The organism is Alkalispirochaeta alkalica DSM 8900 (genome assembly GCF_000373545.1).
GTDB classification, from domain to species: domain Bacteria; phylum Spirochaetota; class Spirochaetia; order DSM-27196; family Alkalispirochaetaceae; genus Alkalispirochaeta; species Alkalispirochaeta alkalica.
The window spans coordinates 1-25,687 of the sequence record NZ_KB891702.1; the positions used below are offsets into that span (position 1 = coordinate 1).

The following is a 25,687-nucleotide window of genomic DNA, read 5'->3' on the forward strand; positions in this document are numbered from 1 at the left end:
ATGGCCTCCTGCTGCTGTTGCCCTTCCGCAATTTCCTTAGCGGCTGCGGCCTCGTTCTTGCGCTTCTTTGAGGTGGCCAGGTTGGCAAAGGCAGTTTGTTCATCCAGCCGGGCGATGCGCTCCGGCGAGGCTTCAAAGTTCATGCGCAGGGGGCGCTCCACCGTAACTTTGAGGAAGCCGAACTCGCGGTTCTCGAAAATNCGNGAGACCACGCGGGTTTCACTGTCACCGTTGATTCTTACATCAGCGGTTTCACCGTCCTGGTAGTTGCCGTAGAGGCGGGTCAGGTGACGGATCTGGTCTTCTGTGATCTCGTTGCGTTTGTTGTTCAGGCTTTTCTTCATGCGCTGGAAAAAGCGCGTGCCGTCGATCAACTGGACCTTGCCGCGCCGCTCCGGGGCCTTGCGGTTGGTGACCAGCCAGACATAGGTGAAGATGCCGGTGTTGTAGAAAAGCTGGTCCGGTAGGGCGACAATGGCGTCAAGCCAGTCGTTTTCGATGATCCAGCGGCGGATGTTCGATGGGCCGGAACCGGCATCGCCGGAAAACAAGGGAGAGCCGTTGAAGACAATGGCGATCTTGGAACCTACCGCGTCCTCGTCCCCTTCCTTGTACGGATGCATCTTGGAAATCATGTGCTGCAGGAACAGCAGGGAACCATCGTTGATGGCGGGCAGCCCAGCGCCGAAGCGTCCGGCGAAGCCCATCTCCCTGTGCTCCTTCTCGACAACGGTTTTCTGATCCTTCCACTCCACGCCAAAGGGTGGATTGGCCAGCAGGTAATGAAACTGCTCGCCCTCGAACCCGTCGCGGGTCTTGCCGTCACCCAAGGTGTCGCCCAAGACGATGCTGCCAGTGTCCTCGTCCTTGATCAGCATGTCCGCACAGCAGATAGCCCAGGACTCATCGTTGTACTCCTGCCCGAACAGGGCCAGATTGGCCTGGCTGTTCTGGTCAAGGATAAATTTTTCCGACTCCGACAACATCCCTCCGGTGCCGCAGGCCGGGTCGTAAATGGTGCGATAGATGCCCGGCGTATAGACGTCCTGCTCACCGGTATAGACCAGATTGGCCATCAGACGGATGACCTCGCGCGGGGTGAAGTGATCCCCGGCCTCTTCGTTGGCCTGCTCGTTGAAGCACATCACCAGATGCTCGAAAAGGTAGCCCATTTGCAGGTTGTCGATCCGGTCCGGGTGCAGGTCTACCTCTGACATCGCCTTAATGATGGTGAACAGCCGGTTGCTGGCATCCAGCTTCTCAATCTGGTCCGAGAACTCGAAGCGCTCGAAAATAGCCCGAGCCGTGGGAGAAAATCCGTTGATGTAGGCCACCAGGTTAGGCGCGATATTCTCAGAATCGTCCAGCAGCTTTTCAAAGGTGAAGGGGCTGGTGTTGTAGAGCGGATGGGTTCGGTCAGGATCGGCCGCTTTGCCCAGCATCTTCTCCATAGCATTTTCCGCCATACCTTGAGCAGACAGCTTCTCGTATTGCTTCAGCACCGCGTCTTTGGTGGGCTCCAACACACAATCTAGTCTCCGCAGCACGACTATCGGCAGCATGACCAATCGGTACTGAGGTGGGCGGTAAGGGCCACGCAGACGTTTCGCGATTTCCCGAATGTGGCTTTTGAGCTCATCATGATGGTGCATATTCACTGTATCAATCTTCCTTCAGCTCTGCTTATTTCATCTTTATAATTCGGTTGCTACAGCGGTGTAGCGACATTCACTTCAGATAACAGGACCACAGTTTCCTGGCACGGAGTCTGCCTCAATACAGAGGCAAGATGCGTCCAGAATCCTACCACGATTCCCCCCTCGGGGCCAGATAAAACCCCCTCATGGAGAACAGTGCAGCCCCCCGCCGGATCATCCCACCTAATTATTGCAGGGAGAGCACGACAAAAACTGTACCACCCCCCGAAAGATGCCAGAAACGATTTCCTGTGTGTCCCCCTGCTCAGTCCCATAGTATGGGACGAGCCTGCAGAAAACCAGAGAGAGAACCCCGGGGAGGTCTTGATGTTCCAGGTTGATATTGGGGCAGACCAGCTTCTCCGGCACCCCGCTCCTGAACGCCGGCCTCACGGCACCGGAGGCGGGCGCGCATTGCGATGACGAGAAGCTTTCCGATTGGGCCGTTGGTGTCCGCTGGATCCACACCGTTTCCTGGGGCCAGGCCAGGACCTTTGCGGGGGCTTTCGCCAACCAGAATGTCGTGTGCAAGCTCCGGGACCGCCAGACGCTACCAGTCATCCTGCACGGCAGCAATCCGCGCGAGATCCTGGGCGTGGTAGTAGTTCATGGTCATCGCCTGGCTCTGGTGGCCAATCAGTGCCCGCACAGTCGCCTCAGGGATTCCAGCCTCGATCATCTGGGAGTTCGCAAAGTGCCGCCAGCTGTGAAAGGTGATCCCCGCAGCCTGCCGTTGCTCCTCTGACATCCCCACGTGCTCCAGGGCATGATATAGCCCCCGGGTGAGCTCCCGACCATCGTAGGGCGCGTGCGGGTTTGTGCCATGGTAGAAGACGTATCGGGAGCCCGGTGGAATCTCCCACCGGTACGGGCTGGATCGGAGCAGGTAGACTATCAAGCTGCGGATCCGACGGGAGATCGGCACGATCCTGGCCTCGCCCCCTTTGGTCGTCTCCTTGAGTTTCCAGGACACTGGCTCCCAGACGCGGGAGACATCGATGTAATCGCGGTGGCATCGGTCGGCCGTGAGCCCCAGCAGTTCGGATCTCCGGAGGCCTGTTCGAGCTGCAATCTCGGAGGCAATGCGCTCCAGATCATTCCGCCACGCTTCGGGAGTTCCCAGCAGGCTCTGGGCCTCTTCTCTTGTGAGGGAGCCCCTTTTCTTGCTTCCGCCACCAGCTCGGTAGATTCGGGGAATCGCCTGGATGATCTCGTCTTCCTCGGCTGCCTGAAGAATGACCGAAAGCGTGTTGATCACATGGTTGATCGTTGTCGCCGCCTTCCCTTCCTGGAAGAGCGTGTCCCGCAAGCGGCGGGTCTCTCGACGAGTAATCTCCGTGAGCAACATTTCCTCACCCAGGATGCGTAGCACGTGGTTCTTGCAGTCGATCCGGTGGGTTTGCGCTGATCGGTATGATACCCGGTGGCCCCCGGCTCGTCGGTCTGTGACATAACGCCCGTTAGGCCAGTCAAAAAACCCCGTGGTGTATGTGCCGAGGGAGATATCCTTTTCCTTTGTTGCTGCTGTGGTTGCTGTTGTTTTTTCTTGTTCGTCTTGCGATTTCTTGAGCTGGGCATCACACCACGCTGTCGCGTCGGCTTTGTTCCCACAGTTTGTTGATCGCAGAGGAGTCCATTTTCCATCCGGAAGTTTCCATCGGACGTACCACGTTCCGATCCATTTCTGCCCGGATTTCTTTTTTTCAAGTTCTTTTTTGTTTCGAGGTTGGCGGGTAAGGGAATAACGAAGAGTTTTCATTGTCGGATTCCTGTCGGATTTTCTCCGGCCGGCCAATGCCGGCATTTTCCAACTCATTGCATGAAAACAAAATAGGAATGAACACGGCGGGATTCGAACCCACGACCTTCGGCTCCGGAGGCCGACGCTCTATCCAGCTGAGCTACGTGTCCGTCTGGGCAGCATAGTACGCGCAGACTCAAAAAAAAGTCAACGCATGAAACGAAAATAATCCCCCGGAATCACAGTCCGTTTTCACCGGAGTACACAGGGGGACGGCAGCTCGCCTGGCCCCGCCCCTCCAGGACAAAATCTGTCTCCAGGCCTGAGNCTGCCTGCGAACCGGAAAGGGCCTGTATCCTGGGGCCGAAGCCTCCTCCGGTTGTTCTCCCCTGCTCCCTGTGGTAGCGTCCCTCCCATGAATCTTTCAATTCCCGACAATCTCTGCATAACCCTGGCCAGCGCAAGCCCCCGGCGGCAGGACCTGCTGCGACGCATCGGCGTAGAACCCCTGGTCTGTCCCGCCCAGGTTGACGAGGAATCCTGCGGCCCGGGAACGATCCGCCCCGACACCCCTCCCGACGAGGTTTGCCGCCAAATTGCCCTCGAACGGGCCAGACTCAAGGCAGCAGCCGTACACCCCCTGCCACCGACACGCCTTGCCCTGGCCTCGGACACCACCGTCGATGCCGGGGGGCGACTCCTGGACAAACCTCGCAGCCGCGAGGAGGCCCGCACGATGCTGGAACACCTCTCGGGTATCACTCACAGGGTCCATACGGCGATTATTGTGTACCAGGACCCGGCCGCTCCGGAGAGCTGGATGGAAGAGGTCGTCACAAGCCGGGTGACCTTTACCGCTCTCTCCGGGGACGAACTCGAATGGTACCTTGCCTGCGAGGAGTGGCGTGATGTCGCCGGGGGCTACCGCATCCAGGGGCGCGCCGGCGCCTTCGTGAGCCATCTCGAGGGCAGCTACGAGGCGGTAATGGGCTTGCCAATACACCAGGTATATTCTACTATCAAACGATTTTTTACCGTTTTTCGGGACGAGTCCCGGCTAATCCAGGCTAAAGAATCATAATCTTCCGGCGTGTTTTTCCCAGGGAAAACCGTACGAGACAAAAGCGAAGGGGTGGACCAGAGGTCCACAAGAGGAGGAATCGTGGCCGTAGTTACGATGAAGAACCTGTTGGAGTCGGGTGTACACTTTGGGCACCAGACCAAGCGTTGGGATCCCCGGATGAAGAAATTTATCTTCGCCGAGCGGAATGGAATTCACATCATTGACCTTCAGAAGACGATTGTGGCGATCAAGGATGCCTACGAGATGATCCGCCAGACCGTACTCGAAGGAAAAAGCGTGCTCTTCGTGGGCACAAAGAAGCAGGCGCAGCAGGCCATCGAGGCCGAAGCAACGGCCTGTGGCATGTACTATGTAAACAACCGCTGGCTGGGCGGTATGCTTACCAACTTCTCCACCATCAAGAAGTCCCTGCTCCGGCTCAAGAAGCTGGAAAAGATGGAGGTCGACGGCACCTTCGACAGCCTCACCAAAAAAGAGATCTCCCGCCTGAACAAGGAGCGCCAGAAGCTCGAGAAGAACCTGGGGGGGATCAAGGAAATGAAGGAGCTCCCGGGGGCGATCTTCATCATCGACACCCGGAACGAAGCGATCGCCATCGCCGAGGCAAAGCGCATGGGTATTCCCATCGTTGCTGTGGTAGACACCAACTGCGATCCCACCGATATTGACTACCCGATCCCCGGAAACGACGATGCAATTCGGGCGATCACCCTCTTTACCCAGATCATCTCCAAAGCGGTAATCGAGGCAGACAACGAGATCGGCCTCGAGGTCATCGAGAATCTCCAGGACGACGAGACCGAGGACGATTTCAGCGCGACNACCCAGGCAAAGGCCGAGGACGACGGCGAGGACAAGATTCGCCTGGCCGAAGCAGTGGGTTCCTCGGAGGGGGCCGACGAAGGCTTCACCACTGAAGACTACTCCGACTACGAACCTGGAAACGACCCGGAGCTTCCTGCCGACGAGACAACGCCCGAGGAAGCCGTGGCAAAAGAAGCTGGTCTGGACGAGGAAACCCTCTACCAGAGCTGATCTCCGCCGGGGGCGCCCGCCAGGGAGCCCCCCAGGAGGGGACCCGACACCGGGGGAGGGTCAACCGGGGCTTCCCCGCCTCCCCGGTCACCGAAGAAACAGACACGAACCATACCTTCAGGAGGAAGAAACAATAATGGCAATTACTGCAGCCGACGTAAAGAAGCTCCGCGACAAGACGGGAGCCGGCATGATGGATTGTAAGAACGCTCTCACCGAGGCCGAGGGAGACTTCGCCAAGGCTGAACGCATTCTCAAGGAGCTGGGCAAGGCAGCCGCGGCGAAGCGGAGCGGCCGGGCCACCAACGAGGGCCGGATTTTCACCCACACCTCAGGAAACACCGGCCTGGTGATGGAGCTTGCCTGCGAAACCGACTTCGTCGCCCGTAACGAGACCTTCGTCGCCCTGGGCGAGAGCCTGGCCCGGGAGATCCTCGAGCGGAACCTCACCGAGGCCGATGAGGCCCTGGAAAACCGCATCAAGGAAGCGATCAGCACCATCAAGGAAAACATGAGCCTTCGCCGCTTCAGCCGGATCGAGAAGAAGGACAACGAGATTTTTGCTTCCTACATTCACGGCGATTCCGGACGCCTGGGCTGCATCGTAGCCCTCGGAGCCGAGGACCCCGCCGCTCTCGAGCGCCAGGATGTGAAGGACTTCGCCTTCGACTGCGCCCTTCATGCCGTGGCCTTCCGGCCCTCCTACCTCTCGGAAGAGTCGGTGGACCCGNCCTATCTGACGGAGCAGAAAGAGATCTTCATGACCCAGGCCAAGAACATGGACAAGCCCGAGAAAGTGCTCCAGGGCATCGTCCAGGGGAAACTCAAGAAGCATATGGCCGAGATCTGTTTCCTCGATCAGGGTTTTGTAAAGGACGAGAAAAAGAGCGTCGCTGCCGTGGCACAGGAGCTCTCCAAAGCAGCAGGAACCACCCTCTCCCTGAGCGGATACGTGGTATACGCCGTAGGGGAAGAGGCCTAAATAGTCCCAGCCATTGCCAAGGAGGAACGAGCTATGGAAGCAATTATCACGAATGCACAGGAACGGATGAAAAAAAGCGTCAGCGCCCTGGAAGAGGAGCTGGCGGGATTGCGCACAGGCCGGGCCTCCGCCGCGATGTTTGACAAGATCAAGGTCCAGTACTACGGGACGCCCACGCCGCTGAATCAGGTGGCGAGCGTGAGCGTCCCCGAACCCAGGCTGGTAGTTATCCAGCCCTGGGACAAGGGAGCCCTGAGCGATATCGAAAAAGCGATCTACGCATCGGAGCTCTCCCTGAATCCCAGCAATGACGGCAAGGTGATCCGTATCAGCATCCCCCCCATGACGGAAGAGCGCCGCAAAGAGGTGGTCAAGCTCGCAAAGAACGCCGCAGAACAGGGTCGGGTTGCGGTGCGGAACATCCGCCGCGACGCCAACGACGAGCTCAAGAAGCTGGAGAAAAACGGCGAGATCAGCGAGGATGACCTCAAACGGGGCGAGGAAAAGATCCAGAAGCTGACCGATCAGCGCATCGAGGAGATAAACACGGTGCTGGCAGCCAAGGAGACCGAGATCCTGGAGATCTGATGGGCAGCGGAGCGAAACCCCTGGCGGCCGTACCGCGGCATATCGGCATCATCATGGACGGCAACGGTCGCTGGGCAACCCGCCGAAAACTTCGTCGCACCCTGGGTCACACCCGGGGGATCGAGGCGGCAAAGCGGATCGTCCGCGAGGCGATCGCCCAAAAGATCGAGTACCTCTCACTTTACGCCTTTTCCACCGAGAACTGGCGCCGAACCGAGGAGGAGGTCTCCTTCATTCTCGCTCTGGTGGCCAAGAACCTGCGCAGCCAGTATTCCTTTTACCGGGAAAACAACGTCTGCGTCAGGCACAGCGGGAACCTGGAAGGGCTCCCCAGCCAGGTCCGGGATGAAATCCACCGCGTTACCGAGGAAACCCGGGCAAATACAGCGATCACCGTAAACCTGGCGGTAAATTACGGGGGCCGGGACGAGATCGTCCGCGCGGCAAACCGGGCGTTACAATCCCGTCAGGCCTCGTGCGACAGGCCCCCGACACAGGATGACCTTCTCCTGACGGAGGAAACCATTCAAAGCCATCTGGATCTGCCGGACCTTCCCGATCCTGACCTGATCATCAGGACAGGGGGCCATCGGCGCCTGAGCAACTTCCTCATCTGGGAGAGCGCCTACGCAGAACTCTATTTCAGCAACCGTTTCTGGCCCGAGTGGACAGGAAAGGATCTCCGCAAGGCGATTCACGACTTTGGGTCGCGCAAACGAAACTTCGGCGGTACAGGATGACACAAAACACACTTTTTCGGCTTCTGGTCTTCTTTATTGGCATTCCCCTTCTGGTAGCGAGCGCCCTGGTCCTTCCCGAGGCGGGGCTCCCCGCCTTCGCTTTCCTGGCGATCGGAGCGTCGGCTCTGGGGGCCAGAGAGACGGCCGGCTTCTTCCCCGGCCATACCTGCTCCTATCGCTGCAACAGGCTGATCATTCCCCTCCTGGGAATTCTTGTGCCCGCAGCCGGATACGGCGCGTACTGGCTGCCCGGAGACTGCACCCCCTCCTTCGCCGTGATAGGCGCAATTCTTCTGGGGCTCTCCCTGGTTATGATCATTCAGGTCTTTCGGGATCATCGGGGCGATTTTTCGGGAATCATTCCCGCCATAACGACCCATACCTTCGTTATCCTCTACCCCGGGCTCTTTCTCTGGCACGCCCTCCGGCTGACAGAGCTTCCCAACCCGTCCCATCTGGTAATGCTCTTTCTCCTCTGCACCTATCTCAACGACAGCGCAGCCTGGTTTTTCGGCAGACTTCTGGGAAAGATCACCACCCCTGCCGGAACCGCTCCGCCCGTGGCAATCAGCCCGAACAAGTCCATGGCGGGCTTCGTGGGAGGGTTCTGCACCACCCCCGCCGTGGTGGCCGTGGCGGGAGCGATCTTCCCCGAGGTTTTCCCGGGCTCGTTTCTTGCCCACATCGCCTTCGGCGCCGTTATCGGGGCCGCCACGATCCTGGGCGACCTGGTAGAATCGGCCATGAAACGATCCGCCGAGATCAAGGACTCGGGGCAACTCATCCCAGGTCGCGGAGGACTCCTGGATTCGATTGACTCTCCCATCTTTGCAGCGCCATTTTTCTACTATGGCTATGTGCTGTTCTTTTTCGTCCCCTAGAAGCATCTCTTCCGGGGGGTATCCCACAGGGAAAATCTGCGAGGTTTCTTCATGATAAATGTACTTGTCGGTCTGCTGGGGCTCGGCCTGGTGGTCTTTGTCCACGAGCTCGGACACCTGATTGTTGCCAAGAAAATGGGCATAACTGTCGAGGCCTTCAGCGTTGGCTGGGGCAGGAAAATATGGTCCGTTACGCGGGGCGGGACGGAATACCGGGTGAGCTGGCTGCCCATTGGGGGCTACTGCAAAATGCAGGGAGAACACGCCCTGATGAAGGCCTGGCAGGAAAAGAGCTCCTCCATCACCGTGGAGAAGGGTGATTTCTACGCAGCCCGGCCCTGGCAGCGCATCCTGGTTCTCCTGGCGGGCCCGGTGGTCAATTTTGTCTTTGCCGTGATCGTCCTGGGAATCATTGCCATGATCGGCTACTCCTTTTTTACCTTTCCCAACAAAATTGTCCTGGTCGACGATTACCACCCCCACCGTCAGGGCCCTGCGGCCCAGGCGGGGCTCCAGACGGGCGACCGGATCGTGGAGATCAATTCCCAGGAGATTGGNTCNTTTCGCGACATCCAGTCCCTGGTGAGCCGATCACCCCGACAGGAACTGACACTGCGGTACACACGCCAGGAGGAGGAGTTCTCCGCCACCCTGACTCCCGGTCTGAATCCGTCCACGGGTGCCGGATACATAGGGATCTACCCCTGGATAGACCCGGTGGTCGCCCGGATCGTCCCCGGGTCGCCTGCCGATATAGCGGGCTTGCGACCGGGCGACAGGATCCTCTCGGTGAACGACGAAGCCATTCCCCACAGCATCGCCCTGGAGGCGATGCTCCAGGAAAGGCCCAGCGCGCCCGTGACGGCCGAGATCAGCCGCGAGGGGAGCACCATCACCCGCAGAATCGTTCCCGGCCAAACCCAGGAGGGAACCCCGACCCTGGGGATCGGTTACGAGGCTCTGGAGGTCTTCTCCGGAACCAGGGGACCCCTGGAGGGGCTCGCCACGGGCTTTGGCCAGTCTCTGGAGATTCTCCACCTCACTCTGCAGAGCATCGGCCTCCTCTTTTCCGGGATCGACCTGAATCAGGCCCTCATGGGGCCCGCCCGGATCACCTACATGGTTGGAGAGGTCGCCGCCGAGGGATTTCGGGCAGGAATAGGTGCGGGGCTCTTCTCGTTCTTTAACTTCCTCAGCCTTATCAGCATTACCCTCTTTTTCATGAATCTCCTGCCGATTCCGGCCCTCGACGGAGGCCAGATCCTCCTCTCAGGCCTGGAACTTCTTACCCGAAAGCCCCTGCACCCCCGACTGGTGTACCACTATCAGGTTGCAGGGAACATCATTATCATCGGCCTCATGTTTTTTGCCGTTTTTAATGATATCCTCTTCTTTGCCCGGAGCTAACCCATGAAGATGCACACAAAGAAATCCTGGTTGATCCTTCTCGCCCTCGCCCTGGTCCCCGCCCTCTTCCGGGCGGAGCGCCTTCAGGCCCAACCCCGTTCCCTGATCAGATCGGGCCATACCGGCGAGATCACCGCCATGGCGGCCCTTCCCGGAGAGGATCTGCTTTTCACGGCGGGGGAAGACGGAAAGCTCATGGTCTGGAACACCAGAACCGAGGCACTCCTTCAAAGCATCCGGGCCGACCGCTTTCCCGTTCAGGCCATCGCCCCCTTCCCCGACGGGAATAATGTGGCCCTCTACAGCTCCGACGGTAACCGGCTCCACCGGATATCCCTCTGGAACTGGAAGACCGGTCAGCGGCGCTATCTCCACAGCCCCGACGGGGAAGTACTCTGGATGGAGGCCTCACCCCGAGGGTCCTATCTGCTCTACTCTGTACCGGGGCTGAGGAGCATGCGAATCCTCAGGGCCTCCACGGGGAGACGCCTGCCCTTTCTCCAGCAGGCCACGAGCATCGTGAGCTGGTTTGTAACCGCCGGCAGCGAAGAGCGGGTTATGACTTACTCACCCTCGTCGGGGAATATCGTCTACCGCCACATCTCCAGCGGCAGGGCCGAGGGGGAGTTCGAGGCTCCTCCGGGGTTAACGAATCTGCACATCCTCTCGCAGCGGCGCTTNGCCGTCGCCGAGACTTCCACAGGGACCCTGGGTGTGGTGGACCTGCTCTCGGGAAATCTGGTCCACCAGACCGATGCGGGGGTTATCAGGAGGGTCCACTACGATTCCTCGCGTGACGAGATTCTGGTCCTCTCCCGCCCCTCGGGAAGAGCCCCCGAGGTACGGCGGTTCCGCTTTCACCAGGGGCGGCTCGAGGAGACCTCCCCCGTCACGAGATTCCCCCACCACGAGATCGTGAACATTGTGGCTCTGGGGAGCCAGCTCTACGGCTCTGACCCCAGGGGGAGAATCTTTCTCCTCCCCCACCACGGCGACGCCCCCCACCGGCCGGACTCGCCCCGCCCCGGCGACGACCCCCAGCTCTTTGCCGAGTCGATCATAGAACCCATCACAACGATCGCCACCACCAGTGACGAGAGACTCTGGATCTTCACGCAGGACGGGCTGATCACCCTGCCTGCAGGGTTCCTCGCCGATATGCGAAGAGCCCGGGCGGGGCACGCCATTTCTCCCCTGGGTGAGACGGAACTTCCCGCGTCCCTGGGGGACCAGGCCCTGATTGTGCCGGGAAACCCCGACGGTGAGGATCTGCTCATCTGGACACCCGATGATTCCCGGGCTCCCCTGAAGCAGGTTAATACCACCACGGGGGAGGTCACTGCGCTCTCGGTGCGTATTTCTCCGGGCATCCGTTCGGTATACGTCCAGGGCCGGGATATCCTGACGCTCTCGCGGGCGGGAGAGCTGGCTATGGTCAACCTGGACACCGGAATGGAGACCTTCTCTTACCGGGGAACGGGTTTCCAGACGACCCTCGGCACGGACCGCGATATCTTCCTGGGGAAGGCTTACACGGGTGGGTTCCTGGACTCGGCCCTCCTCCGAATCGATCCCCGCACGGGACAGACTGTACCGATGGAGACCGAGTCCCGGCTGATCTTCTCTCTTACCTACGACCCCCGCCGGGGGAGGCTCTTTGCCATCGGTATCAGCACCGACCGGAACGGGGATACCTCAACGGTGATCGAGATCTTCGATGGCCCTAACTATGGCCGTCGCCGAACGATCCTGGAGATTCCCGGAGAGTATCTCGATGCCCGTATAACGGTAGACCCCCTGCGAGGGGCCGTCTACACAACCCTGGACGATCGGGGGGGCGTGCTCCGCTGGGACGGCTCCCGGGTAAGCGAGCTTTCCCGAAATCAGGCCCATATGCCGCGTCGCCTGGTACTGAACGACCATTACGTCTTCTCGGTGAACTGGGATGGAACACTTTCGCTGATCAGTCGCTTCTCCGAAGAACCGGTCCTGGATATCACGGTGATCCGCACCGCCTCGGGGTCAGCCTGGATAGCCCAGCGACCGGACGGGATGTTCTACGCATCGAACCCCATTCTGGCCGACAGCTACGTGATCAGCGTGAACGATTCGAGAACAGACCTGGCGGGCCTCATGATCCTGGAGGAAGAGCCCGAAGAGGAGATCGAGGAATCTGCGGAAGAAGAGGGTGAAGAGAGTCGGTTCGAAAGCGGAGGATTCCACGACTCCCTGATCGACGAAGAAACGGACTCCTACGATCAGGAGTCGGGGGCGCCCGCCCCCTCGTCCTGATCCGGCTCCTGAGTAGCGGGTCAACTGATACCGGCCAGGTGCGGGGAAAAGATCCCCCAGCCTTTGCGCAGGTGTTTCAGGAGATGCGCTGTGTAGAGGGAAAAGTGAAACGATCCCTCCGGGAAGAACCCTGCCGCCCGGAGGGCCCTGTTGGCAAGAAACCCTGACTATCCCAGAATCTTTGCTATCGCTTCGGCCACGGCCTCGCGGATTGTCTCCCGGTGTTCGTCCTTCAGGGAATCAGCGTACAATCGACCGAGCAGATTTGCCCGATACAGAGGAGGAACCCTGTTCAGGGCGTAGGCGGCGATGTCCAGAACGACTCCCTCGGGGTCTTCTCCGAGGTCGGGTGCGTCGGGCCCTTCCAGCTGTCGCGCCAGCTCCTCAATCACAAGCCGCTCGGCTTCGTTCGTCAGCTCATCAAAGGCGTAGAGATCTCTGAAAGCCATGTTCGTCCCCTCTTCTCTCCTGTCGGTGCTGTGACGCGGAACCCCCTGCCCCGTCACCCTACTTCATATCATCGGCCAGATTTTCGAACTTGGTATAGCGGGGCACAAAGGCGATCTCTATGGTCCCGACGGGACCGTTTCGCTGCTTTGCCACGATCAGCTCCGTCTTGATCACGTTCATGTTCTCCGTGGAGGATTCCTCAAGATTCCTCTCGCGATGGAGAAAAATGACCACGTCGGCATCCTGCTCGATGCTCCCCGATTCACGAATGCTCGAAAGCATGGGCCGCTTCCCTTCAGTGTCGCGGGAAACCTGGGAAAGTGCAATAACCGGGACGTCCAGCTCGCGCGCCAGAGCCTTCAGGGAGCGCGAGATCTCGGCGATCTGCTCGTGCCGCGCCAGCTCCCGGTTNTCGTTGGTGATGAGGGTGATATAGTCCACGAAGATNGCCTTCACTCCGTGCTGCCCCACCATCCGTCGCGCCTGGGCCCGCAGATCGAGCAAACGCATACCNGGAGAGTCCGAAATCCATAACGGGGCATCGTAGAGCCGCCCCGCCGCGTGGGTAAGATTTGCAAAGTCCGAGGANCGAAGCATGCCCGTCCGGATAGTCTGGCTCCCGATACGAGCCTCGCTGGCCACAAGGCGCTGCATGAGCGCCATATCACTCATTTCGAGGGTAAAGAACCCCACGGGAATATTTTGGCCGATCGACATGTGGGCAGCCATGGAGAGGGCGAGAGCGGTCTTTCCCACCGAGGGGCGAGCGCCGATGACGATAAATTCGCTCGCCTGGAACCCGCTGGTCATGCTATCCAGATCGGAAAGGCCCGAGGGAATGCCCGTGTAGGCATCCTGATTGTGATAGAGCTTCTCGATCGCGCTGATCGTCCGGCGGACCACCTCTTTGGCGGGCTGAAAAGACTGGGTCTGGTTTGTCTCGGCAAGCTCGAAGATCCGCCGTTCTGCATCTTCAAGAAGCTGACGCGTAGGAATGGTATCGTCGAAACAGCTCTCGGTGAGTTCTGCCGCGATGGTGATGAGCCGTCGGCGCAACGCCGTCTGCCGAACGATTTGCGCGTAGTACTCGACGTTGGCGCTGGTAGGGACCGCTGTTGTCAGCGAGGAGATATACGAGGCCCCGCCCACGCGCTCGAGGATTCCCCCGGACTGGAGCTCGTTGGTGAGGGTAATGAGATCGATGCTCTCCCCGCGGTCCCACAGGCTCAGGACAGCGTCGAAGATAGAGCCGTGGGCCTTTCGATAAAAATCGTCGGGCCGGACGAACTCCATTACCTTGGGAACCGTCGAGGCATCGAGAAGAACCGAGCCGAGGGTTGCTACCTCGGCCTCGAGATTGTGCGGGGGCAAACGCCCTTCCATGNCAGGATTACTCCGGACTCGACCGGTCCGCGTCCTCCTGCTGTGCAGCCTCCTCTTCAAGAGCCTGCTGCATGGCGATCACCTCGGGATCAAGAGAGGTCTCGTCTGCACTCTCCTGGTCAGCATCGGAGGGGTCAGCCTGCTCTCCGGCTTGCTCCTGCTCATCCTGGGCGGGCGTGATCTGGGCTGCGGCCCCGACCAGACGTGACCGTTTTTCTTCCAGTTCCCGGGCGTTGCTCGCCACAACCTGAACCACCAGAAGCGCTTCTTCATCGGCGTAGAGCTTTACCCGGACCTTATAGGTTCCCACGGCCTTCAGGCTGTGCTCGGGGACATCGATACGCTTGCGCTCGACCTCGATTCCCTGGGCAGCCAGCTGCTCCGCGATGGTGGCATTTGTCACGGAACCAAAGAGCTTTCCGTTGATTCCTGCCGTCATGGAAACAACCAGGGGCTCCGCCTCGAGGCGCTCCTTGACTCCTGCTGCGTCCTTGCGCTTCTGCTCACGCCGNGCCTCGATCTCGGAACGCCGTTCCTCAATCTTCGCCAGGTTCTGCTTGTTGAACTCCATCACCAGCCCCTTGGGCAGGAGGTAGTTTCGGGCGTACCCCGGAGCTACGGTGCAGACATCACCTTCTTCACCAAGATTCGTAACATCACTGTTCAGTATGACCTTCATATCGATCTCCCCTTCTATAATCTATCCACAATTCACTCATGCCGAGCAAGGGCAATCCTCCCGCAACGAGTACATTCATTCCGGGAATAAAGAACGCGATCAGCGCGACCGTCAAAACCCAGCGCTCACCCTGGGGAGAGACCCCCCGCAGATGAAGCAGATGCTGAATCAAACCGATCCCCTGAATCGAATAGAGGAACCCCCCTACAAGGGCAAGGTTCCAGCCTGCCGGAGCGTAGGTACCGACACCAGACACCCAGGAAGCCACGATGATCGCNAGCCCGGTGATGACCATCCAGATCAGCCGGTCGGGAACGCGGGCGTAGCGCAGGGTCTGAACGGCCCCGGCCCCCCGCAAAACGATACCATTCCCCAACCACCAGTTTGCAGCGATTCCTGCCGTGAGAGCCAACCCTACCGAACTGAGAACAACCCGGGTGATCAGATCGACCCAGAGCTCCCAATCCTGATTCACCCCCATCATGGCAAACATCGAACGAAACTGCTCGCCCAACTCCCCCTCGCCGGCACCGGCCATCAGGAGCGCCCGAAGACCGGGAAGGGCTGCAACCAAGGCTATCCCCCCTCCAGCGATCAGACGCAACCACCAGGGGTAGCGTCGGGCAAGGTTAAAGAACGCGAGCCCCGCCAGCATCCCCACAGGAGTAAGGACGTCCAGCAAGACGTATCCTGCAGGACCGGAAAACCGCAGGGCCTGCACGGTATGAACCGCCAGAACGAGCAGCACCGTTATTCCCGCTGCCAGGAGACCACGTTCGGCCCCCCGCCGCGAAAACACCACCTGCACCGGCACGGCGAACAAAAAGGTGAAAAAGCCGGAGTAAAACAGCACCGCGCTCACCAGAGCTGCCGCGAGAAGGGNCAGCCATTGCTCCCGCTTGCCCCGGACGAGCATCGTCACGAAGGCGGATCAACCCATCTTCAGCATGCCCAGATAACGGGCACGCTGAATCTCGCGAACCAGCTTTCTCTGATTTTTTGCGGATGTACCGGTTATCCGCCTGGGCAGAATCTTTCCGTTTTCCGTCAGAAAACGACGCAGAACGTCGGGCCGCTTGTAGTCGACAACAAGGTTATGAACCTTGATCTTGTCGACCTTTTTCCGGAAATGGCTTCGCCCACGGGGGCGAAATCCCCGTCCTCCGTCGCGGTCATCCCGTCCGTCTCGTCCATCGCGACCTCTTCCGTCGCCGCTTCTTTTCATTTCGTCAGACACATGGTCCTCCTGGTTTCCTGTTTCACTCGTTCCCTGGCTCGATATACAAGCAGGATCGATCAAGAATACCCCCCGAGAGGGCTAAAAGGGAATATTATCAGGGAAATCATCGCCGCCGAAGCCGTCGTCCCCGCCTTGGGGAGCGCCTCCGCGAGACCCGCCGGGCCCGGAGGAACCGCCGCGGTCAGACCGGGAAGGACCAAATCCACCCCCGTCGCCCGCTCCGGCACCACCCAGAAGCATTACGTTATTGGCAATAACCACCACTTTGCTGCGGTTCTGCCCTTCCGGCGTCTGCCACCGATCCTGGCGAAGCTGGCCGTCAACACCGACCTGCTTTCCCTGCGTGAGATAGCGCTGAATCGCCTCACCCTGCCGACCGAACAACGTCACGTCAAAAAAACTGGGTTCGTCCACCCACTGCTCGCCCTGCTTCCGGCGATTATTGATAGCCAGAGAGAACTCGCAAATGGCAAGGCCCCCATTGGTATATTTCAGTTGAGCATCCCGAACAAGACGCCCCACCAGAACGACGTGGTTGATATCAGCCATGTTTCCTCAATCCCCTGGTTTGACCCTTTCGGGTCGATCCTTAATCGTCCCGCCGCACCATCAAAAACCGCAAAAGCTCATCGCGCAAGCGCATGGGGCGCTCGATCTGCCTGGCCTTGTCGGGCTCCATCTTGCAGACGTAATAGAAATAGTGCGCCTGAATCTGGTTCTTGATAGGATACGCCAAGGTTCTCAGGCCCATATCTTCTTCTTTCTCGATCTGGGCACCCAGCTTTTCCAACTCTTCCCGTACCGCCACGACCCCGGCATTGAATGTTTCCTGGTCGGAGCGGAACACACACATCGCTTCGTATGTTCGCAAATTATTCCTCCTTCTGGACTTGCGACTACCATTTTGATACCATCAAAGGCAGCAAGAAGGTCGAAGGACGTTACCACGCTCCACGGTCTGTGTCAACATCGGAGGAATACCTTGCCCGCAAAAATACATTACCAAGACAATCTCTTCTTTCTCCATTCTATCATCCGAACGATCGAGTCAGGCCTTCGCCTGGACATTGACCCCGAGTATTTCCGCGACAAAATCCTGGAGGACATTTTCTTTGTCCACGCCGTGCTCCAGCGCAAGCACCGCATGCTCAAGGAACAGGAGCAGCTCATACACCGGACAACCTATCTGCGCGCGCTCCGCAGGACTGCAGCTTTTTTCCGAACCTTCCTCTCCCGGCTTCTCGAGAGCGAGACCTCCTTCCAGGACGCTTTCACACCCTACCTGGAGCGGCTCAAGACGATAACGGCCGAGCAGGAGGCCCTGGTGCGCGACGTTGAGGCGATCCTGGACAGGGTAGAACCCGAAGAAGACACGGCTTCATCCATTGTTTCCTCCGAGGAGTTCAGTTTTCTCCTGGCAGAGGACAAGGAGGAACCCGACGGGGACGAAGGCGATCGCTGAAACAGAGCNACAACGAAGACATCGAGANTTCCTACAGGATTGTATCGAACATCCCGAAAAACCTCTCTTGTGTATAACCCTACAATGATGTAGGTTATTCGAGGGAGTATGCTATGAACACCACAGGCGCCGATAACCACGTACGGGGAAAGCTGGAAGAACTCTCGCTCTTCTTCGAAATAAGCCAGATCCTGGACCAGAGCCTCGACCTCAAGCAAGTGATCCAGCCCGTCCTTACGGCCGTGACCGATCACCTGGGGATGCTCCGCGGCACGATCACCCTCCTGAACCGCAAGAGCGGCGAAATTCTCATCGAGGCAGCCTACGGTCTCTCCCCGACGGAGCGGAAACGGGGCCGATACAAGCTCGGCGAAGGAATCACCGGAAAGGTTGTCCAGAGCGGACAATCGAAGGTCATCCCCCGAATCGACGAGGAACCGGAGTTTCTGAATCGCACCGGAGCCCGCCGGGGAAAGCCCTCCGAGGCGGTATCCTTCATCTGCGTCCCTGTAAAGATCGGCTCCGAGACGATCGGGGCCTTGAGCGTGGATCGCAGCTTCCCCGGTGAAGAAGCGCTCCAGGAGGACCTGCGCATTCTCACCGTTGTGGCCTCCCTGATCGCCCAGGCCGTGAAGATCCGTCAGACCGTGATGGAAGAGCGCGAGCAGCTTCTGGCAGAAAACTCCCGTCTCCACAAGGAGCTTGAGGAAAAGTTCCGCCCCTCCAATATCATCGGCAACAGTAAAGCCATGCAGCACGTTTTTGACATGATGGCCCAGGTCTCGCGCAGCGACGCCACCGTCCTGATTCGGGGAGAGAGCGGCACGGGCAAGGAACTGGTAGCCCAGGCGATTCACTACAACAGCGCCCGGGCAGCAAAACCCCTTATTAAGGTAAACTGTGCGGCCCTGCCCGAGACGGTGATCGAGAGCGAACTCTTTGGCCACGAAAAAGGAGCCTTCACCGGCGCCATCAGCACCCGGAAGGGGCGCTTCGAGATGGCAAACGGAGGAACGATCTTCCTCGACGAGATCGGCGACCTCTCGGCCATGACCCAGGTCAAGCTTCTGCGCGTACTCCAGGAAAAGGAGTTCGAACGCGTGGGAGGGAACGAGACGATCCGCACCAACGTACGCGTTATCGCAGCCACAAACCGCGATCTGGAACGGGCCATGGAGGAAGGCCTCTTTCGGGAGGACCTCTATTACCGCCTCAACGTCTTCCCCATCCACCTCCCGCCCCTGCGGGAGCGGCGAAACGATATCCTCCTTTTGGCGGATCACTTTATCGCCACATACCGGGAAGAGAACCACAAGCCGATCCAGCGCATCTCTACNCCGGCTATCGACCTGCTCAGCAACTACCACTGGCCCGGCAACGTGCGGGAGCTGGAAAACTGCATCGAACGAGCCGTCCTGCTGAGTGCCGACGGGGTGATCCACTCGCATCACCTTCCCCCGAGCCTTCAGTCCGCCGAGAGCACCAACACCCAGATTCACGGGTCGCTCCAGGATTCCCTGGACAACCTGGAGAGGGAGCTGCTTATGGACGCCCTGAAATCGACCAAAGGCAATATGGCCAAGGCAGCGCGTATGCTCGATATAACAGAGCGCATCATGGGACTCCGCGTCAAGAAACACGGCATCGACCCGAGAAATTACAGAACACGAATGTAGGATGATTCTTTAAAAATTACAAAAATGTAGCCCGAAACCAGAANATCCCCCAGTTTGTCACCAAACCCTCACCGATGAGGTATATTTCTATCTCCTTGCAAGGCCACGAGATCCTTCGGCCCACCTTCTTTTTCCCACAGGATGGCACGACTTTTGCTTTCAAAATACGTGACATACCCATCCTGTGAGGAGGAATACACTATGGGACGACGGATTTTTGTACTGGCTCTCTTGATGACTGCGGTCTCCCTGGGACAGGCAACAGCGCACGATGTGGAGGCGGTACTGGAACTGCACCGGCAGGCCTTCGACATGATCTGGCTTACCCTGGCTGGAGCTCTGGTCTTCCTGATGCAAGCCGGTTTCGCCATGGTTGAAACAGGGCTCACGCGCGCCAAGAACGCCGGAAATATCATCATGAAGAACCTGATGGATTTTTCCATGGGGGCGGTGGCCTACTTTGCTGTGGGCTGGGCGATCATGTACGGGGCCAGTGCCGCCGGCTTGGTGGGAACGGATCAGTTCTTTCTCGCTGGGGCAGATTCGGCAGACTTTCGGGACTGGTTTTTCCAGGTGGTCTTTGCCGCTACGGCAGCAACCATCGTGAGCGGGGCCATGGCGGAACGAACCAAATATTCAGGCTACCTTCTCTACTCGGCGGTTGTGTCGGGGCTGATATACCCTGTCAGCGGCCACTGGATCTGGGCTGACGCGGGGTGGCTGACCGAAATGGGGTTCCACGATTTTGCCGGATCTACCGTGGTCCATTCTGTAGGCGCCTGGGCAGCCCTGGCGGGGGCCGTGATGATCGGGGCCCGACGCGGGAAGTACGTCAAGGTTGGAGACACCGTCACAGTGAAGGCCATCCAGGGCCACAACATGCCCCTGGCGGCGCTGGGTGTCTTTATCCTCTGGTTTGGATGGTACGGGTTCAACGCGGGGAGCACGCTTTCCGGAACAGATCTTGATATTGCCTACGTGGCCACTACCACCACCCTGGCCGCCTCGGCCGGTGCCATCGCCGCCATGGCAACCAGCTGGAAGTGGTTCGGGAAACCCGATCCTTCCATGTCCCTCAACGGAGCCCTGGCGGGGCTTGTGGCGATCACCGCAGGAACCTGGGTGATAAGCCCCGGAATGTCGCTTCTGGTGGGTGCCGTGGGAGGAATAATTGTGGTCTTCTCGGTCGAGATAATCGATAAGATCCTCCACATAGACGATCCCGTGGGTGCAATCAGTGTCCACGGAATCACGGGGATATGGGGAACGCTGGCGGTGGGACTCTTCGGCGATCTTGAACTGATCGGGAGCGGCCTTACCCGGGGGGGCCAGATAGGGGTCCAGGCNATCGGCGTTGGGGCTGTCCTTGTGTGGGTCCTGGGCACCTCGTTCGCGCTCTTTTATCTGCTGAAAAAATTGGGACTCCTGCGGGTATCACCGGAAGAAGAACTCCTGGGACTCGATATTTCCGAGCACGGGAGCGAATCCTACGCNGGGTTCCAGGTTTTTTCCAACGTTTGAGTTCTGTGCTGCAGGGCTCCATGGCCCCGGATCACTCCATGGCCCCGGATTATATGACACCTAACTACCGCTATATCAGCGAAAGGAGATGAGGATCATGAAACTGATCGTTGCCTACATACAGCCTCACAAGCTGAACGATGTAAAGGAAGAGCTCTACAAAGCCAAGGTTTTTAAACTCTCCGTCACCAACGCCCTGGGAGCAGGCCAGCAAAAGGGGTATCACGAGGTCTATCGGGGGGTAGACATCGAGGTAAACCTCCTGAAAAAGGTCCGTCTGGAGATCGCCGTGAACGACGAGTTTGCCGAAACCACCATCGAAGCGATCCTGCGCGGCGCAGAAACGGGCAAAATAGGTGATGGCAAGATTTTTGTCGTTCCCCTGGATGAGGTAATTCGCATCCGCACCGGGGAGACGGGCAACCAGGCTATCGGGTGAGGTCTGCGGGGCCACCCCTCTGCAGAAGAAATCAGCAGAGGGGCNCCCGCACAACCCGACGGACCAGGCGGACCGGGCAGGCCCGGCAGGGCTGGTCCTCACCCGGTCAGCACTCTGCCAGCGCCTCCTGAAACCGCTGGAACCGCGCCTGGTACCGGTGATGTTGCTCGGCGTAGCGGAGNACACCGGCAGGATCGGGCTGATAGGTGTGAACAATATGTACGGTCCGCGCCGCCGCCTCTTCCAGAGAGGCGGCCTCTCCCAGCGCAACCATGCCGCAGCAGAGATTCCCGATTAACTCGGCGTCGGCCACGGCGGGAACACTCACGGGAACCCCCGTCATGTCGGCCTTCATCTGGGTCCATAGTCCGTTCCGGGCCTGCCCGCCGCACGCCACGAGCCCCTCCACGGAGCACCCTGCCCCTCCAAGCAGCTCCAGAGCCTCCCGCACGGCAAAGCCGATGGAGAGAACCACGGCCCGGCCCATCTCNGCNCGGCTGTGCTGCGCGCCCAGACCGATGAACATTCCCCGCCNAAACTGCCACGCCCCGGGTTGCTGGAGCGAGGGAAAAAACCAGGGCAGATCGGCATCGTCGGAGAGCCGCATGATCTCCAGCATCATGTCCCCGTAATCGCGTCCCCGCTGACCGCTGATCTCGCGAAACCACTCGAAGAGCAGCCCCGTGGAAGAGAGTATCCCCGCAACGTTATAGAGGCCGGGGATAACATGGGGCAGAGTCCTCAGGCGTTCCGCCTGCCGGGGCCGGTCCGAGCAGTAGTTGATACCCTCGGAGGTCCCGGCCCGGTCGCAGGTCATTCCCGGTTTCAGACAGTTCGTACCAATCAGGCTCATGAGAAAGTCCGACCCGGCCGCCACGACCGGGGTGCCTGCGGGGAGCCCCAGCTCNGCGCTGCGGTGACGCAGCACCTCCCCCACAACGGATCCCACNCCGGCGAAGGGAGGGAGCTTCCGGGGGTCGAGCCCCACCGNGGCGGCCTCGTCGGGCTCCCAGATGTAGGGACAGAATTCGCTCCCCGGAGTCACCGCCACGGCCCGGCCGGTAAGATAAAAGAGGAGATACTCCGGGAAGGGAAGGTACCACCGCACCTGTTCCGCGTGGGGGTCGTTNCGATGGAACCAGAGGATCTTGGGCAGGTAGAAGGAGCNACTTTCCGGGAGGGNCTCGGCCCGGGGGTCCAGCCAGAGCAGGGGTTGCCCCANGATTCGCCCNTCCTCGTCGCAGGCAACCACGGTGGGGCCGTTTCCGCTTATCACCACGGCGTCGATCCTGTACTGCCCGGCCACGACGGGAATGGTCTCGCGCAGCGCCTCGATCCAGCGGTATCCGTCAAAGGAGGCCGTTGAATCGGCGGGTCCCATGACGGGCCGCCGGATGGAGGAGAGCAACTCCCCCGTGCTGGTTACCACAGCCGCTTTCAGGCTGGAAGTTCCGATGTCTATTACCAGGTATCGTCTGTGATCCACCATCGCTGTTGCCATACACCCAGAAGCTACCAAGAGGATCACCGGCGGTCAACGGCACCCCCTTCCGTGGGGGCCGACACGACCCCGGAGGACTGACGCCACCCCCACCGGAAAGAAGGAAAGAAAGGAAAAGAAGGAACTGCCTCGAGCCGATTGAGAAAGGCCGGCCCTTCCCGGTAGAATGAATCCATGAAGTCCGTAAAAACCGTACAAGCCGCCCTCGCGGGAGCCCTGGTGCTCCTGATCCTGACAGGCCTCCTCTCCTGCGGAGGCGAATCATCGGGCGATTCCCGAAAACCCGACACCGGAGACTCCNCTTCCGAAGGCATGTCNATTGGCGTTTTTGTNCCCGGCGTGGTCGATGGGAGCCCNACCTACGAGATGCTCGTCGCGGGGGTTCGCAAAGCCGTNGCGGAGTTCCCCCAGGCCTCGGTCAGGGTGGTCGAGGGCGGATTCAACCAGGCGGGGTGGCTCGAGGGGGTTATNTCCATGGCCGCGTCGGNGCGCTACGATCTCATCGTGACCTCCAACCCCAGCATGCCCGAGATCGTTCTGGAGGTTGCCCGGGCGGTCCCCGATGTGCGGTTTCTTCTGATGGACGCCTATCTCCCCGACCACGAGCGGATTCACTCGATTCTCTTCAACCAGCGCGAACAGGCCTACCTCTCGGGATATTTTGCAGGGNTGGTCACTACCAGCGACCTTCCCGGNGCCACCCCCCGTCTGCGCCTGGGGCTTCTGGCCGGCCAGGAGTTTCCCATCATGAACGAGGTGATTCTCCCGGGGTATCGCGAGGGGGCTCACGGCGTCTCTCCCGAGATCACCGTGGATTTCCGCGTTCTGGGCAACTGGTTCGATGCGGGCAGGGCTCAGGAGATCGCTGCGGACATGATTCGCGGCGGAAGCGATACGATCCTGACCATCGCAGGGGGAGGGAACCAGGGTGTTCTCTCGGCAGCGCGGGAACGGGGCACCTACGTTCTCTGGTACGACGACTCCGGCTACGACGAGGGGCCGGGCGTGGTAGCGGGGTCCTCGCTGGTTCACCAGGACACCATGACCTACCAGGCCACCAGGGCCGCCCTCCGGGGAGAGACTCCCTGGGGGAGCGCCCTCATTCTGGGGGTCGCCGACGGGGCTGTGGGCTTCGATACGGAGCACCCCGCTTTCCGGGAAATGATTCCTCCGGAGCTGATCCAGGCTGTGGAGGCCAAGCTGGAGCGACTGCGTCAGGGAGATCTCCGCCTGGACATGATCCCTCCCGGGACCTGAATGTGAGGAACTGCGGGAAACCCGGCCCCGACACAGCAGATCAGACAGCGAACCACCAGCGACCGCCCCTGGAGCCGGTTCTCGTGGCGTCGCAGGTGGAGAAATACTACGGCGCGGTCCGGGCGTTGCAGGACGCATCGATAGCGCTCTTTCCGGGAGAGGTTCACGGCCTGGCAGGCGAAAACGGTGCGGGCAAGTCCACTCTCGTGAGGGTTCTGGCGGGAATCGAACCACCCGACCGGGGCACCGTCCGGGGAGACGACCCCCGATCCTGCGCGGTGGTACCCCAGTATCCCCGCATGGCCCCCTCCCTGACGGTGATGGAAAATCTCATCCTCGGCAGGGAACCGGCAGCGGGCAGATTTCCGGGAGCATCGCTCGTCCTGAACAGGCGCGAGGCGAAGCGGATCATCTCGCACCGGGCCAGCGCCTTCGACATCGATCTGGATACGGGGAAGTCGGCGGGCTCCCTGAACGGAACGGAGCTGCGCCTGGCCTCGCTCCTGGCTGCTCTTGCCCGGAATCCCCGGGCACTCATCCTGGACGAGCCCACGGTGGGGCTCGCGCGACCCGACCAGGAGCGAATCCTCCGGGCCGTGGGGGCGCTTCGGAAACAGGGGGTAGCCCTTCTCTACATCTCCCACGATCTGGGGGAGATCAGCCGACTGGCAGACCGGGTGACCCTGCTTCGCCAGGGCCGAACCGCCCCATCCTGCAGCCCCCCTCCCCCGGCGGAGGAACTGGCGGCACAGCTCTTCGACCACCATCGGGAGGCGGCTCCCCCGGCGCAGCATCACCAGGAAGAACCTCGCGATTCCGGATCGGCCGACCTGACGGGGCTGGTCTGCGAAGAGTTGCTCCTTCACGACCCTCTCACGGGACGAACCGTGGGCCCCCTCTCTTTCGACGCTCCCCGGGGGACGATAACGGCGCTCACGGGGGTACGCGAATCGGGGCTCGATCTTCTGGAGCAGTATCTGGGAGGGCAGACCGTCCTGGCCGCGGGGTCGCTCTCCACGGAGGGCCACCGCGTGCCGGCCCGAATTGTGCCGGGCCTCCTGCGGCAGCGGGGAATCGCCTTCGTTCCCTCGGACCGGTTCCAACGGGCCGCAGCCCTGGAGGGGAGCGTGGAGGAGAACGCCACGGTGATCGACAGAAACCAGGTGTACCAGCGGGGGTTCCGCACCCCCGGCGAGGCACGCCACGTGACGAACCGCCTCCTGAAGCGCTTCGACATCCGCACTAACCGGCATATGCCGCTGGGTTCGCTCTCGGGGGGGACGATCCAGAAGCTCATTCTGGCCAGGGAGCTCGATACGAATCCGCGGATATGCATCATCGCCGAACCCACGGCGGGGCTGGATCTCCAGAGCCAGCAAATTTTGCTGGCGTCACTGCGAGAGGTCGCGGCTGCAGGGGCAGCGGTGCTGTTGCTGAGTTCCAGCATCGATGCCGTGACATCCCTGGCGAGCCGGGTGGTGGTTCTCCACGACGGGCTGGTGCAGGGCTCGTTTCTGCCCCACCAGGAGGGCGCCATCGCCCGGGCCTTCGCGGGGATATCCTCGTGACCGGCGCGGCCCGGGCCTCCCGAAGGGGTCCCCTCCTGGCTGCTCTGGCAGCGGTAGCCACCGT

Annotated in this window: 24 protein-coding genes and 1 tRNA gene; 14 read left to right on the forward strand and 11 right to left on the reverse strand. The window is 60.1% G+C overall.

Features of this window, described 5'->3' with window-relative positions; genetic code table 11:
- The 3 genes from B071_RS0106245 to B071_RS0106260 all read right to left on the reverse strand — a co-directional run.
- Positions 1 to 1,652, reverse strand: a 1,652-nt coding sequence (locus B071_RS0106245; RefSeq protein WP_215730280.1) for a type I restriction-modification system subunit M, incomplete at its 3' end; no start/stop codon positions are given.
- 595 nt (positions 1,653 to 2,247) lie between these two features.
- The gene (locus tag B071_RS0106255; RefSeq protein ID WP_245534064.1) at positions 2,248 to 3,069 is read right to left on the reverse strand and encodes a tyrosine-type recombinase/integrase; all 822 of its coding nucleotides are present in this window, start codon (positions 3,067 to 3,069) and stop codon (positions 2,248 to 2,250) included.
- 465 nt (positions 3,070 to 3,534) lie between these two features.
- Positions 3,535 to 3,608 (reverse strand) — tRNA-Arg (locus B071_RS0106260).
- A gap of 245 nt (positions 3,609 to 3,853) precedes the next feature.
- Between B071_RS0106260 and B071_RS16255 the strand changes: the two genes are divergently transcribed.
- From B071_RS16255 to B071_RS20260, 8 genes are all read left to right on the forward strand, one after another.
- On the forward strand, positions 3,854 to 4,519 hold the full coding sequence (locus B071_RS16255) for a Maf family protein (protein WP_018526251.1): 666 nt from the start codon (positions 3,854 to 3,856) through the stop codon (positions 4,517 to 4,519).
- An 81-nt stretch (positions 4,520 to 4,600) separates the two neighbouring features.
- Complete coding sequence (gene rpsB, locus B071_RS0106270) at positions 4,601 to 5,557, forward strand: 30S ribosomal protein S2 (RefSeq protein WP_018526252.1); 957 nt, start codon at positions 4,601 to 4,603, stop codon at positions 5,555 to 5,557.
- 136 nt (positions 5,558 to 5,693) lie between these two features.
- A complete protein-coding gene (gene tsf, locus B071_RS0106280; RefSeq protein ID WP_018526254.1) occupies positions 5,694 to 6,539 on the forward strand; it encodes a translation elongation factor Ts in 846 nt (281 codons plus the stop codon).
- Positions 6,540 to 6,572: 33 nt separating this feature from the next.
- Complete coding sequence (frr, locus tag B071_RS0106285; protein ID WP_018526255.1) at positions 6,573 to 7,127, forward strand: ribosome recycling factor; 555 nt, start codon at positions 6,573 to 6,575, stop codon at positions 7,125 to 7,127.
- Positions 7,127 to 7,867 (forward strand): polyprenyl diphosphate synthase, encoded by a 741-nt coding sequence (gene uppS / locus B071_RS0106290; RefSeq protein ID WP_018526256.1) that lies wholly within the window; start codon positions 7,127 to 7,129, stop codon positions 7,865 to 7,867. The genes frr and uppS overlap by 1 nt, the downstream gene beginning before the upstream one ends.
- A complete protein-coding gene (locus B071_RS18345) occupies positions 7,864 to 8,748 on the forward strand; it encodes a phosphatidate cytidylyltransferase (protein WP_018526257.1) in 885 nt (294 codons plus the stop codon). The genes uppS and B071_RS18345 overlap by 4 nt, the downstream gene beginning before the upstream one ends.
- 51 nt (positions 8,749 to 8,799) lie before the next feature.
- On the forward strand, positions 8,800 to 10,155 hold the full coding sequence (gene rseP, locus B071_RS0106300; protein ID WP_018526258.1) for an RIP metalloprotease RseP: 1,356 nt from the start codon (positions 8,800 to 8,802) through the stop codon (positions 10,153 to 10,155).
- A 9-nt stretch (positions 10,156 to 10,164) separates the two neighbouring features.
- A complete protein-coding gene (locus B071_RS20260; RefSeq protein ID WP_438829606.1) occupies positions 10,165 to 12,447 on the forward strand; it encodes a WD40 repeat domain-containing protein in 2,283 nt (760 codons plus the stop codon).
- A 167-nt stretch (positions 12,448 to 12,614) separates the two neighbouring features.
- Here B071_RS20260 and B071_RS0106315 read toward each other — a convergent pair whose 3' ends face one another.
- From B071_RS0106315 to rpsF, 7 genes are all read right to left on the reverse strand, one after another.
- Positions 12,615 to 12,896, reverse strand: coding sequence for a late competence development ComFB family protein (locus tag B071_RS0106315; protein ID WP_018526261.1), 282 nt, complete (start codon positions 12,894 to 12,896; stop codon positions 12,615 to 12,617).
- A gap of 58 nt (positions 12,897 to 12,954) precedes the next feature.
- Positions 12,955 to 14,280 carry a replicative DNA helicase gene (gene dnaB / locus B071_RS0106320; RefSeq protein ID WP_018526262.1) on the reverse strand — a complete coding sequence of 442 codons (1,326 nt, stop codon included), beginning with the start codon at positions 14,278 to 14,280 and terminating at the stop codon, positions 12,955 to 12,957.
- A gap of 7 nt (positions 14,281 to 14,287) precedes the next feature.
- Positions 14,288 to 14,959, reverse strand: a complete 672-nt coding sequence (gene rplI, locus B071_RS19000) for a 50S ribosomal protein L9 (RefSeq protein ID WP_018526263.1) — start codon at positions 14,957 to 14,959, stop codon at positions 14,288 to 14,290.
- A complete protein-coding gene (locus B071_RS0106330) occupies positions 14,937 to 15,875 on the reverse strand; it encodes a DUF2232 domain-containing protein (protein ID WP_018526264.1) in 939 nt (312 codons plus the stop codon). Before B071_RS0106330 ends, rplI begins: the two co-directional genes overlap by 23 nt.
- A 15-nt stretch (positions 15,876 to 15,890) precedes the next feature.
- Positions 15,891 to 16,184: a 30S ribosomal protein S18 gene (gene rpsR / locus B071_RS0106335; RefSeq protein ID WP_181015644.1), complete on the reverse strand. Its 294-nt coding sequence runs from the start codon at positions 16,182 to 16,184 to the stop codon at positions 15,891 to 15,893.
- Positions 16,185 to 16,277: 93 nt separating this feature from the next.
- A complete protein-coding gene (locus B071_RS0106340; RefSeq protein WP_018526266.1) occupies positions 16,278 to 16,748 on the reverse strand; it encodes a single-stranded DNA-binding protein in 471 nt (156 codons plus the stop codon).
- Between the two features lie 40 nt (positions 16,749 to 16,788).
- The gene (rpsF, locus tag B071_RS0106345; protein ID WP_026245038.1) at positions 16,789 to 17,070 is read right to left on the reverse strand and encodes a 30S ribosomal protein S6; all 282 of its coding nucleotides are present in this window, start codon (positions 17,068 to 17,070) and stop codon (positions 16,789 to 16,791) included.
- Between the two features lie 111 nt (positions 17,071 to 17,181).
- Here rpsF and B071_RS0106350 point away from each other — a divergent pair, with 111 nt between their 5' ends.
- The 4 genes from B071_RS0106350 (at position 17,182) to B071_RS0106365 (ending at position 21,297) form a co-directional block, all read left to right on the forward strand.
- Positions 17,182 to 17,661, forward strand: a complete 480-nt coding sequence (locus B071_RS0106350; RefSeq protein WP_018526268.1) for a hypothetical protein — start codon at positions 17,182 to 17,184, stop codon at positions 17,659 to 17,661.
- A gap of 113 nt (positions 17,662 to 17,774) precedes the next feature.
- Positions 17,775 to 19,337, forward strand: a complete 1,563-nt coding sequence (nifA, locus tag B071_RS0106355) for a nif-specific transcriptional activator NifA (RefSeq protein WP_018526269.1) — start codon at positions 17,775 to 17,777, stop codon at positions 19,335 to 19,337.
- Between the two features lie 369 nt (positions 19,338 to 19,706).
- Complete coding sequence (locus B071_RS0106360) at positions 19,707 to 20,858, forward strand: ammonium transporter (RefSeq protein ID WP_498365798.1); 1,152 nt, start codon at positions 19,707 to 19,709, stop codon at positions 20,856 to 20,858.
- Between the two features lie 97 nt (positions 20,859 to 20,955).
- The gene (locus B071_RS0106365; protein ID WP_018526271.1) at positions 20,956 to 21,297 is read left to right on the forward strand and encodes a P-II family nitrogen regulator; all 342 of its coding nucleotides are present in this window, start codon (positions 20,956 to 20,958) and stop codon (positions 21,295 to 21,297) included.
- A gap of 106 nt (positions 21,298 to 21,403) precedes the next feature.
- Here the strand turns inward: B071_RS0106365 and B071_RS16270 are convergent, their stop codons facing one another.
- Positions 21,404 to 22,798, reverse strand: coding sequence for a xylulokinase (locus B071_RS16270; RefSeq protein WP_018526272.1), 1,395 nt, complete (start codon positions 22,796 to 22,798; stop codon positions 21,404 to 21,406).
- 312 nt (positions 22,799 to 23,110) lie between these two features.
- Here B071_RS16270 and B071_RS0106380 point away from each other — a divergent pair, with 312 nt between their 5' ends.
- A complete protein-coding gene (locus tag B071_RS0106380) occupies positions 23,111 to 24,055 on the forward strand; it encodes a BMP family ABC transporter substrate-binding protein (RefSeq protein WP_438829607.1) in 945 nt (314 codons plus the stop codon).
- A gap of 2 nt (positions 24,056 to 24,057) precedes the next feature.
- On the forward strand, positions 24,058 to 25,623 hold the full coding sequence (locus B071_RS19855; RefSeq protein ID WP_018526275.1) for an ATP-binding cassette domain-containing protein: 1,566 nt from the start codon (positions 24,058 to 24,060) through the stop codon (positions 25,621 to 25,623).
- Positions 25,624 to 25,687 lie beyond the last annotated feature (64 nt).

Excerpts from the sequence above, each read along its gene's own strand:
- B071_RS16255 (WP_018526251.1), top strand. The coding sequence starts at position 3,854 with ATGAATCTTTCAATTCCCGACAATCTCTGCATAACCCTGGCCAGCGCA.
- frr (WP_018526255.1), top strand. The coding sequence starts at position 6,573 with ATGGAAGCAATTATCACGAATGCACAGGAACGGATGAAAAAAAGCGTC.
- uppS (WP_018526256.1), top strand. The coding sequence starts at position 7,127 with ATGGGCAGCGGAGCGAAACCCCTGGCGGCCGTACCGCGGCATATCGGC.
- B071_RS18345 (WP_018526257.1), top strand. The coding sequence starts at position 7,864 with ATGACACAAAACACACTTTTTCGGCTTCTGGTCTTCTTTATTGGCATT.
- B071_RS0106315 (WP_018526261.1), bottom strand. The coding sequence starts at position 12,896 with ATGGCTTTCAGAGATCTCTACGCCTTTGATGAGCTGACGAACGAAGCC.
- rpsR (WP_181015644.1), bottom strand. The coding sequence starts at position 16,184 with ATGAAAAGAAGCGGCGACGGAAGAGGTCGCGATGGACGAGACGGACGG.
- B071_RS0106340 (WP_018526266.1), bottom strand. The coding sequence starts at position 16,748 with ATGGCTGATATCAACCACGTCGTTCTGGTGGGGCGTCTTGTTCGGGAT.
- B071_RS0106365 (WP_018526271.1), top strand. The coding sequence starts at position 20,956 with ATGAAACTGATCGTTGCCTACATACAGCCTCACAAGCTGAACGATGTA.